Annotated in this window: 10 protein-coding genes and 1 pseudogene; 7 read left to right on the top strand and 4 right to left on the bottom strand. The window is 59.0% G+C overall.

What is annotated here, in order from left to right; genetic code table 11:
* Window positions 1-560: 560 nt before the first annotated feature.
* Window positions 561-728 (top strand): annotated as a pseudogene (locus ASC96_RS31690) (helix-turn-helix domain-containing protein); the annotation flags it as partial.
* A gap of 85 nt (window positions 729-813) precedes the next feature.
* Here ASC96_RS31690 and ASC96_RS13095 read toward each other — a convergent pair.
* The gene (locus tag ASC96_RS13095; protein ID WP_060503489.1) at window positions 814-1,242 is read right to left on the bottom strand and encodes a Fur family transcriptional regulator; all 429 of its coding nucleotides are present in this window, start codon (window positions 1,240-1,242) and stop codon (window positions 814-816) included.
* Window positions 1,243-1,362: 120 nt separating this feature from the next.
* On the opposite strand from ASC96_RS13095, the gene ASC96_RS13090 reads away from it, so the two are divergent.
* From ASC96_RS13090 to ASC96_RS13075, 4 genes are read left to right on the top strand one after another with little or no spacing between them, the layout of a single operon-like run.
* Window positions 1,363-2,268 (top strand): metal ABC transporter substrate-binding protein, encoded by a 906-nt coding sequence (locus tag ASC96_RS13090; RefSeq protein ID WP_060503488.1) that lies wholly within the window; start codon window positions 1,363-1,365, stop codon window positions 2,266-2,268.
* Window positions 2,265-3,200: a manganese/iron ABC transporter ATP-binding protein gene (locus ASC96_RS13085; protein ID WP_060503487.1), complete on the top strand. Its 936-nt coding sequence runs from the start codon at window positions 2,265-2,267 to the stop codon at window positions 3,198-3,200. The genes ASC96_RS13090 and ASC96_RS13085 overlap by 4 nt, the downstream gene beginning before the upstream one ends.
* Window positions 3,197-4,057 (top strand): metal ABC transporter permease, encoded by an 861-nt coding sequence (locus ASC96_RS13080; protein WP_060503486.1) that lies wholly within the window; start codon window positions 3,197-3,199, stop codon window positions 4,055-4,057. The genes ASC96_RS13085 and ASC96_RS13080 overlap by 4 nt, the downstream gene beginning before the upstream one ends.
* Complete coding sequence (locus ASC96_RS13075; protein WP_060503485.1) at window positions 4,054-4,905, top strand: metal ABC transporter permease; 852 nt, start codon at window positions 4,054-4,056, stop codon at window positions 4,903-4,905. The genes ASC96_RS13080 and ASC96_RS13075 overlap by 4 nt, the downstream gene beginning before the upstream one ends.
* A gap of 42 nt (window positions 4,906-4,947) precedes the next feature.
* On the opposite strand, the gene ASC96_RS13070 is transcribed toward ASC96_RS13075, so the two are convergent.
* Window positions 4,948-5,217, bottom strand: coding sequence for a WGR domain-containing protein (locus tag ASC96_RS13070; RefSeq protein WP_060503484.1), 270 nt, complete (start codon window positions 5,215-5,217; stop codon window positions 4,948-4,950).
* Between the two features lie 102 nt (window positions 5,218-5,319).
* Between ASC96_RS13070 and ASC96_RS13065 the strand changes: the two genes are divergently transcribed.
* Entirely contained in the window at window positions 5,320-5,718 is a 399-nt protein-coding gene (locus tag ASC96_RS13065; RefSeq protein WP_060503498.1) for a VOC family protein, read from the top strand.
* Between the two features lie 29 nt (window positions 5,719-5,747).
* Here the strand turns inward: ASC96_RS13065 and ASC96_RS13060 are convergent, their stop codons facing one another.
* Window positions 5,748-6,824: a D-TA family PLP-dependent enzyme gene (locus tag ASC96_RS13060; RefSeq protein WP_060503483.1), complete on the bottom strand. Its 1,077-nt coding sequence runs from the start codon at window positions 6,822-6,824 to the stop codon at window positions 5,748-5,750.
* Window positions 6,825-7,026: 202 nt separating this feature from the next.
* Window positions 7,027-7,908 (bottom strand): helix-turn-helix domain-containing protein, encoded by an 882-nt coding sequence (locus ASC96_RS13055; protein ID WP_060503482.1) that lies wholly within the window; start codon window positions 7,906-7,908, stop codon window positions 7,027-7,029.
* Window positions 7,909-8,022: 114 nt separating this feature from the next.
* Here ASC96_RS13055 and pobA point away from each other — a divergent pair, with 114 nt between their 5' ends.
* Window positions 8,023-9,195 carry a 4-hydroxybenzoate 3-monooxygenase gene (gene pobA / locus ASC96_RS13050; RefSeq protein ID WP_060503481.1) on the top strand — a complete coding sequence of 391 codons (1,173 nt, stop codon included), beginning with the start codon at window positions 8,023-8,025 and terminating at the stop codon, window positions 9,193-9,195.
* Window positions 9,196-9,203: the final 8 nt, after the last annotated feature.

Genomic DNA, 9,203 nt, shown 5'->3' with positions numbered 1-9,203 from the left:
CCCCGGCCAGCCGGTCCCGGTCGGGGGCTAACCGGCGGAGCAAGACGATACCAGTGTCGCGTTTCTAACTGGTCACCACCGTCGCAGCCCTATCCAGCTTTGACATCTCTTGTAGCGGGGTACATTCTATTTCCAAGTGCGACATGCCAGTAATTTCAATGGCTTCACTTTGGAGATTTTGGCATGTCTCGATGCTATACGCAGATCACCCTTGCCGATCGTCGGCGTCTTTATCATCTCGTGGCGGCAAAGGTTCCGGTTAGGGAGATCTTGCCGATATGATTGGCAGACAGACGCCGCTGGCAATAGATGCGGAGGACGCAGCGCCTACTCCCGTCCGGGTGGATATTGATCTGAATGGGCGGCTTGAAACCTCTGACCAGTGCTCCATATCAGCCTTCAGAACTCGCCCACAGCACTTGACCACGGATGTACTGGCACTTGCTGTGTGGCGCTTGTAGCAGGACATAACGGTCGACGNGCGCAACACAATCCCTGCTCAATGCGCAAGGACCTGCGGATGCCAGTAATTTCAATGGCTTCACTTTGGAGATTTTGGCATGTCTCGATGCTATACGCAGATCACCCTTGCCGATCGTCGGCGTCTTTATCATCTCGTGGCGGCAAAGGTTCCGGTCAGGGAGATGGCGCGTCAGCTTGGCCGTCATCGCTCGACGATTTACCGCGAGATCAGGCGCAACACGTTTCGCGATCGTGAACTGCCGGACGGCAGATTCCATTTTCAAATGCGACTTGCGAATAATACCAATGGCATGATGTCCGGACGTTTCGGTGTGCCCTGCCTGATGCCCGTCAAGTCTTGCGTTTGCGGCAGTAAAGTTCCAGCCGGTGGCGGACGAGGTCGTAGCCGAGTTCGGCGGCGATCTCGGCTTGCAACTGCTCGATCTTGTCAGAGCGGAACTCGATGACCGCGCCGGTATCGATATCGATCAGATGATCGTGGTGCGGCGCGTCGGCGGTTTCAAATCGGGCGGTGGCGCTTTCAAAGGCGTGGCGATGCACGACGCCTTGTTGTTCCAGCGCCGAGAGTGTTCGATAAACAGTCGAGAGCGAGACCGTGGCGTCGATTTCCTTTGCCCGGCGGTGCAATTCGCTTGCATCAGGATGGTCTTCGGCCGTGGCGAGAATCTTCAGGATTGCCGCGCGCTGACGTGTCACGCGTACACCACCGTCCCTGAGGACGCCCTCCAATTCCGCAACGCGATTCTTGTTCTGTTTCATGAGCGCACACTAGCCAAGCGAGGCAAGTTTGAAAATAGCTAGTTGCGAATGCTTCTCATTTGCATTGACTTGTGCAGACCATTCACATAGTTCTGTCGATGACAATCATGGGAGTATGGGATGATCGATCAGACGAAACGCGTGATTTTGGCGGTGGCGGCGGCTTTGGCGGCCATGGCGCTCGCTCCGGGAGCCGCATCGGCGCAGGAGAAATTCAAGGCCGTTACGACTTTTACTGTGATTGCCGATATGGCCAGGAACGTTGCCGGTGATGCAGCAACTGTCGAATCGATCACCAAGCCCGGCGCCGAAATTCATAATTACCAGCCGACTCCACGTGACATCCTGAAGGCGCATGACGCCAACCTCATCCTGTGGAACGGCCTTAATCTCGAACTCTGGTTTGAAAAATTCTTCCAGAACTTCGACAATGTTCCCGGGGTTGTCGTATCCGAGGGCGTGGAGCCGATGGGCATTGCAGAAGGCCCCTACAGCGGCAAGCCCAACCCGCATGCCTGGATGTCGCCGTCGTCCGCGTTGATCTATGTCGACAATATCCGCGATGCTTTCGTCCAATACGACCCAGCTAACGCGGATACCTACAAGGCCAATGCCGAGGCCTATAAGCAGAAGATCGAGGCGGCGATTTCGCCTATCCGCGCCGAGATTGGCAAAATCCCCGAAGGCAAGCGCTGGCTGGTGTCGAGCGAAGGTGCCTTCAGCTACCTGACTCGGGACTTCGGCTTGAAGGAACTCTATCTCTGGCCGATCAACGCCGACCAGCAGGGCACGCCGCAGCAGGTTCGCAAGGTGATTGATGCGGTGCGTGCCAACAATATCCCGGTCGTCTTCTCCGAAAGCACGATTTCACCCGACCCGGCACAGCAGGTGGCACGCGAAACAGGCGCAAAATACGGCGGCGTGCTCTATGTTGATTCCTTGAGCGAGGCGGACGGTCCGGTTCCCACCTATATCGACCTTCTGCGCGTCACGTCCGAAACCATCGCCAAGGGTCTTTCGCAATGAACCTTCAGGTTAAAGCCCGCCCCGGTCAGGGGCCGGCGGCCGGGCAGCCGGGCAGCGGCATACGCGTCTCTGGCGCAACCGTAACCTATCGCAACGGCCATCGGGCCTTGCTGGACGCCTCCTTCGACATCCCGACAGGGACCATCACCGCGCTTGTTGGCGTCAATGGTAGCGGCAAGTCGACCTTGTTCAAGGCGATCATGGGCTTTGCCCGGCTGGCCCGTGGCGACATTTCGGTGCTTGGGCTTTCCGTGCCGGAAGCGCTGAAGAGGAACCTCGTTGCCTATGTGCCGCAGGCCGAGGAAGTCGACTGGAATTTCCCGGTTCTTGTCGAAGACGTGGTGATGATGGGCCGCTACGGTCACATGAATATGCTGCGCATCCCCAAGAAGGCCGATCACGATGCGGTCGAAGCCGCCCTTGCCCGCGTTGGCATGAGCGATTTCCGCAAGCGCCAGATCGGCGAGCTTTCCGGCGGCCAGAAGAAACGCGTCTTCCTGGCCCGCGCACTGGCGCAGGACGGTCGGGTCATCTTGCTCGACGAACCCTTCACCGGCGTCGACGTCAAGACCGAGGACGCGATCATCCGCCTGTTGATGGGCTTGCGCGACGAAGGCCGGGTCATGCTGGTCTCCACCCACAATCTCGGCAGCGTGCCGGAGTTTTGTGATCGCACGGTTCTTCTCAAGAACACCGTGCTTGCCTATGGACCGACCGAAACAACCTTTACCCGCGAAAACCTCGAACTCGCCTTCGGCGGTGTGCTGCGCCATTTCGTGCTCGGGGGCGAGAGCCTGCATGACGATGCCGATCCGCGGCAAGTGTCCGTCATCACCGACGACGAGCGTCCGCTGGTCATGTACGGCGCCAAGGACCGGATGGTATCGCAACCGGCCAAGCCGGAGACCGATCCGGAGGCAGACGGCCGATGATCACAACGCTGCTGGAACCGTTCACCTATAACTATATGTTGAACGCCATGTGGGTGAGCGCGCTGGTCGGCGCCGTCTGCGCCTTCCTTTCGTCCTATCTGATGCTGAAGGGCTGGTCGCTGATCGGCGATGCGCTCTCGCATGCGATCGTCCCTGGCGTGGCTGGCGCCTATATGCTCGGTCTGCCATTCTCGCTCGGCGCCTTCTTTTCCGGCGGACTTGCGGCCGGCGCGATGCTGTTCCTCAACCAGCGAACCCGGCTGAAGGAAGACACCATCATCGGGCTGATCTTCACCGCGTTCTTCGGCCTCGGCCTGTTCATGGTCTCTCTGTCGCCGACATCGGTGAATATCCAGACGATCGTGCTCGGCAACATTCTCGCCATCACCCCGGCCGACACCCTGCAGCTTGCCCTTATCGGCGTGATCTCGCTGATCATCCTGACGGCAAAATGGAAGGACCTGATGGTAACCTTCTTCGACGAGAGTCACGCACGTTCGATCGGTATCCGCACGACCTTTCTCAAAGTCCTGTTTTTCACCCTGTTGTCCGCCTGCACGGTAGCGGCCCTTCAAACTGTCGGCGCTTTTCTTGTCATTGCCATGGTGGTGACACCCGGCGCCACGGCCTATCTGCTGACCGATCGCTTTCCCCGGCTGATCCTGATCAGCGTGGCGATCGGGTCTCTGACGAGTTTCTTCGGCGCCTATTTCAGCTATTTCCTCGACGGCGCCACCGGCGGCATCATCATCGTGCTGCAAACGCTGATCTTTCTCATGGCCTTTGTCTTTGCCCCGAAACACGGGCTGCTTGCCGCCCGCAGGCGCACAGCGCAAGCGTTGGAGGTGGTCCGATGATCTCGCTCGACATGCTCCTGGCGGTGTTCGAATTTGCGTTCATGCGCAACGCCCTGCTGATCTCGGTGCTGGTGGCGATTCCGACTGCGATGCTCTCCTGCTTTCTCGTGCTGAAAGGCTGGTCGCTGATGGGCGATGCCATCTCGCACGCTGTCTTTCCGGGCGTTGTGATTTCCTACATTGTCGGCCTGCCTTTTGCCGTCGGCGCCTTTGCCGCCGGCATGTCCTGCGCGCTTCTGACCGGCTACCTGAAGGAAAACAGCCGCATCAAGCAGGATACGGTGATGGGTGTGGTTTTCTCAGGCATGTTCGGCCTTGGCCTGGTGCTTTACGTCAAGATCCAGAGTGATGTGCATCTGGACCATATCCTCTTTGGCGACATGCTCGGCATCGGCTGGCCCGATATCCTCCAAACCGGCCTGATTGCGCTGGTGACAACCGGTATCCTTGCAGTCAAATGGCGGGATTTCCTGCTGCATGCCTTCGATCCTGCCCAGGCAAAAGCCGTCGGCCTGCGCGTCAACTGGCTGCACTATGGGCTGCTTGCTCTTTTGTCGCTGACGATTGTCGGTGCCTTGAAGGCCGTCGGGTTGATCCTCGCCATCGCCATGCTGATTGCCCCCGGCGCCATTGCCTTCCTGATCACCCGCACGATGGGAAGGATGCTTGTTGTCGCCGTATTCGTCGCGACCGTTGCCTCCTTCTCCGGCGTCTACCTCTCGTTTTTCATCGACAGCGCACCGGCGCCCACCATCGTGCTCCTGATGACCATAATCTTCATCGCTACCTTCATCTGGTCGTCATGGAAAGCCGCCCGTATCGAGGCACAGCGGACAGTGATCGAGTGACTTGCCGCGGTTTCAGCGGGAGCTTCCTGCCTGCCGTAGCGCTTATGCGTGCCGCTGCCCATCCCGGTTTCTCATGAGCGTATAGCCCTTTCGCCGCTTCTTCCGCAGGAGGGCGAGAAAGTGATCCACGGCCTGGGTCTCGTGCGCGAACAGATCGACCCGCCATTGGCCATGCGTTCCGATGCGGCCCCAGTTGCGGATCAGGGACGTGTCGCCGAACAGGGTCGGTTCGATCGACATGGCGTAGAACCGCGCCATGTTTTTTGAAGGATCGATCCTTTGAACGCGAAGGTGATACGGTTGCTTGCTCATGATGCAAGAATCGCCCGAACAGCATCATGCGTCCAATGAGAGTTTTGAATCGGTCACGCGTGTTCGATTCATGTTGATGATGGCTTGGGACCGCCAATGAGCATGCTTCACCATATTTCGTTCGGGGTGTCGAACATCGAACGTTCGGCGTCGTTCTACGATGCGGCTCTTGCGCCGCTCGGCTATGTTCGCGTCTGGGAGGACATCGAGCCCGGCGCTATCGATCAGGCCGTTGGCTACGGTATTCTCGGCGGCGGCGATAAATTCGCCATCAAATTGCGGCCGAAAGGACAAAGACCGCCAGGGTCGGGCTTTCATCTCGCCTTCGCGGCTGCAAACCGGCAAGCGGTCGCGGATTCTCATGCGGCGGCGCTCGAAAAGGGTGGCCGCGACAATGGCGGCCCCTGCTTTCGCCCGGCCTATGGGCCAAACTATTATGCAGCCTTCGTCATCGATCCGGACGGGCATCCGATCGAGGCCGTCTTCAATTCACCAGAATAACGTTTTGTTCGGGAAAATCGGGATGGGCTTCAAACGATCCTGCCGCGCGCGACCACCGGCCAGATGGCTGAAATCTCGCCTTGGTCGATGATGTTGACTGCATCGACCAGATTGGTCACGACGCAGGCATGGTTCGGCACGACGCGTAGCCGGTCGCCAACCTTCAGGTTGATCGGGCCTTCGCTGACGAGGCGGCCATGCTCTTCCGAGAGCTGGTCGATGGTTATGTCGTCGCGGTCGAGCACATGGCCGTAACCGGAAAGGCCGAGAAGGTCGGAGGTCAATGCCTTGGAGCCAGCGTCGATGATGGCGCGATTGGCGGCAGGGACTGAAACGACGGTCGCAAGCACGGTGAGCGCACAATCGTCCCACGTGCACACACCGCGGGAAACCAGCGAGCGGTCGTTATAGACATAGGTTCCGGGCCGGTACTCGGTTGTGACCGGCGCTTTGGCCGCTTCCATCATCGATGGTGTACCGCCCGATGTAATCACAGGAACCTTGATGCCGGCTGCTTCGATGAAGGCCTTGGCCCGGGTCATGAAGGATTCGACCGCAGCAGCGCCATTGGCTGGCGGATAGGTCATCAGGCCGCCGAACGCAAGACCCGGTGCCTTGGCGATCCGTTGCGCAAGGGTTGCCGCGGCCTCCGGGGTCGGCACGCCGCAGCGGTCAGCCCCGGTATTGCATTCCACCAGCACCCGCAACGGCGCCGGCTCAGACGCGAAAGCGTCCGAGAGGCCATCAATGACCGTCTCGTTGTCGGCGACCACACTCAGCGTCACTTTCCGCGCGAGAGCGGCGAGATGGCTCAGCTTCTCGGCGCCGAGGATATTGTAGGTGATCAGGACGTCACGGATTTCGGGGCTGGCAGCAATCATCGCCTCGGCTTCGGACACCTTCTGGCAGGTGACGCCGATGGCCCCTGCCCTCAGCTGCATCTCGGCGACCGCCGGCAGTTTGTGCGTCTTGATATGCGGGCGAACCTTCAATCCATGCGCGTCGGCATAAGCCTGGAAACGATCGATATTGCGCCGCGCTATGTCCATATCGATCAAGACGGCAGGCGTGCTCACGGTCTCAAGCGTCGATGGGGCCTTGCTCATGGGGTCTCCGAACATTCTGCTGCAATTTTAAACGGAAGCGTGTTGCGCTTGCGCCCGAATTCCTATCCGGCAAACTCCCGGCAGTCCATGCATTCTGTATTGATTATATGATTCTGATATGCGAGCCGCCCCACGCCGAGGTCAGGCAAGCAAAGATCGGCGGCTGCGCGCTTACCGCAGAGGAGCGTTGGAAGCCAGGATATCAACCCTCCCTACCCTGCCTGCGCCGCCATTGGCGCGGCGAGAGGCCCGTTTGAGTCAGGAAGAAACGGGAGAAATAGGCAGGATCGGTAAAACCGAGCCGGAAACCGATTTCCTGCACCGGGATCTGCGTAAACAGCAGTTCGCGCTGCGCTTCGTCGATCAGTTTGCCGTTGATCAGTGTCTGGGTACTGCCACCGGTGAGCTGTTTGACGATACGGTTGAGGTGCGTTGGGGAAATGCCGAGCGCATCGGCATAGTACGATGCTGGCTTGTGGGAGCGAAAATGCTCGTGGATCAACCCAGTCAACCGGTTTAGCCGCCGCTCGTTTTGCGTCGCTCCCCCGTCTTCGTCACCCTCCCCTTCGGCGGACAGGTGCGCTGTCAACCGGAGCGCGGACGTGAGGTATGCCTCGCACAGATCCGCCGGTCCTGTGCGTCGGGCGGCGGCTTCTGCAGCGAGACGATGCAGCGTATCGGCGATGTAGTGGCTGTCGGCATGTTCCTGCTGCAATGCCGTCAGCCGCGGAAGGCCCAGCCACGTGCCAAACCGGCTGTGATCCGCCGGCATGGTTTTCAGATGCGACGTCAGCACCGTGAAAACATAACCGTCAATATCCTTCGAAAACCGGAAGCCATGACGGGAAAGGGGCGGCACGGTGATGACGGCGGGCGCGATAATCGCATGTGCCACGTCATCAAAGATCGCATCGCCGGATCCTGTCTCGATGTACAGGATCTGAAAGAACTGCTCATGACGATGCTGGCCGATCTCCCAATGATGCAGGCTGCTGCGCGATGGGATCGTTTCGCAATGCAGCCAGAATCCGGAGGAATCGCCGCGCTTTTCGCCGTAGAGATCGTAGGTCGGGGTTGCGCGCATGTTGGTATCGCACCTGCTGGAATGTTCGATTTGTGCAATTTATTGAGCTTGATGTCCATGGTGGCGGCGGTGTGCCGGTGTCAAAATCCACCTGCATTGTTCGGGAGGAAAAAAATGCGCACGCAGGTCGTTATCATCGGTTCGGGTCCATCCGGATTGCTGCTCGGACAATTGCTGGCCAAAGCCGGCATCGAGGCGATCATTCTGGATCGTGTTGGCAAGGACTATATTCTTAACCGGGTGCGTGCGGGGGTGCTTGAGCAAGGTACGGTGGAGCTGATGGATGAGGCCGAAGCCGGTGGAAGGATGCATGCCGAAGGCTTGCCGCATGGCGGCTTTTCGCTTGCCTTCGACGAGCGGGATCACCGGATCGACCTGGCGGATCTGACCGGCGGTAAAGGCGTCATGGTCTATGGCCAGACCGAGCTGACGCGTGACTTGATGCAGCATCGCGAGGCGATCGGAGCAGTGACGGTCTATGATGCTTTCAATGTCTGTCCGCATGATTTCGAGGGCAGGTCGCCCTACGTCACCTATGAGAAGGCAGGGATAACCCACCGCATCGATTGTGATTTCATTGCCGGATGCGATGGATTTCACGGTGTCAGCCGCAAGGCCGTCCCGGACAAATCGATTACCACACTCGAAAAGGTCTATCCGTTCGGCTGGCTCGGATTGCTTGCCGATGTGCCGCCGGTCAATCACGAACTGATCTACGCCAACCATCCGCGTGGTTTTGCGCTCTGCTCTATGCGCTCGGAAAGCCGCAGCCGCTACTACCTGCAATGTGCGCTGGACGAAAAAGTCGGGGACTGGAGCGATGATCGCTTCTGGGACGAACTGCGCCGCCGCCTGCCCGCACATCATGCCGAAGCCCTGATCACCGGCTCATCGTTCGAAAAGTCCATCGCGCCGCTGCGCTCGTTCGTGGCCGAGCCGATGCGGTTCGGCAATCTCTTCCTTGTTGGTGATGCCGCGCATATCGTTCCGCCAACGGGCGCCAAGGGGCTTAATCTGGCGGCGAGCGATGTCCATTATCTCTATGCTGGTTTGTTGGAGTTTTATCAGGAGCGCTCGCTGGCCGGCATCGACGCCTATTCCGTCCGCGCTCTTTCCCGTGTGTGGAAAGCCGTGCGCTTTTCCTGGTGGATGACGACGATGATGCATCGTTTTCCGGATACCGGTGCCTTCGACCAGAAGATTCAAGAGGCCGAACTGGATTATCTGACCCATTCGCGTGCGGCGGCGACGGTGCTGGCTGAGAATTATGTGGGGTTGCCGTACTGAGGCGACCT

Origin of the sequence: Rhizobium sp. Root1204 (assembly GCF_001424965.1) — a bacterium.
Classification (GTDB): domain Bacteria; phylum Pseudomonadota; class Alphaproteobacteria; order Rhizobiales; family Rhizobiaceae; genus Pararhizobium.
This window is presented reverse-complemented; position numbering and strand designations above follow the sequence as displayed.

Excerpts from the sequence above, each read along its gene's own strand:
- ASC96_RS13095 (WP_060503489.1), bottom strand. The coding sequence starts at position 1,242 with ATGAAACAGAACAAGAATCGCGTTGCGGAATTGGAGGGCGTCCTCAGG.
- pobA (WP_060503481.1), top strand. The coding sequence starts at position 8,023 with ATGCGCACGCAGGTCGTTATCATCGGTTCGGGTCCATCCGGATTGCTG.
- ASC96_RS13080 (WP_060503486.1), top strand. The coding sequence starts at position 3,197 with ATGATCACAACGCTGCTGGAACCGTTCACCTATAACTATATGTTGAAC.
- ASC96_RS13055 (WP_060503482.1), bottom strand. The coding sequence starts at position 7,908 with ATGCGCGCAACCCCGACCTACGATCTCTACGGCGAAAAGCGCGGCGAT.
- ASC96_RS13075 (WP_060503485.1), top strand. The coding sequence starts at position 4,054 with ATGATCTCGCTCGACATGCTCCTGGCGGTGTTCGAATTTGCGTTCATG.
- ASC96_RS13065 (WP_060503498.1), top strand. The coding sequence starts at position 5,320 with ATGCTTCACCATATTTCGTTCGGGGTGTCGAACATCGAACGTTCGGCG.
- ASC96_RS13090 (WP_060503488.1), top strand. The coding sequence starts at position 1,363 with ATGATCGATCAGACGAAACGCGTGATTTTGGCGGTGGCGGCGGCTTTG.
- ASC96_RS13060 (WP_060503483.1), bottom strand. The coding sequence starts at position 6,824 with ATGAGCAAGGCCCCATCGACGCTTGAGACCGTGAGCACGCCTGCCGTC.
- ASC96_RS13085 (WP_060503487.1), top strand. The coding sequence starts at position 2,265 with ATGAACCTTCAGGTTAAAGCCCGCCCCGGTCAGGGGCCGGCGGCCGGG.
- ASC96_RS13070 (WP_060503484.1), bottom strand. The coding sequence starts at position 5,217 with ATGAGCAAGCAACCGTATCACCTTCGCGTTCAAAGGATCGATCCTTCA.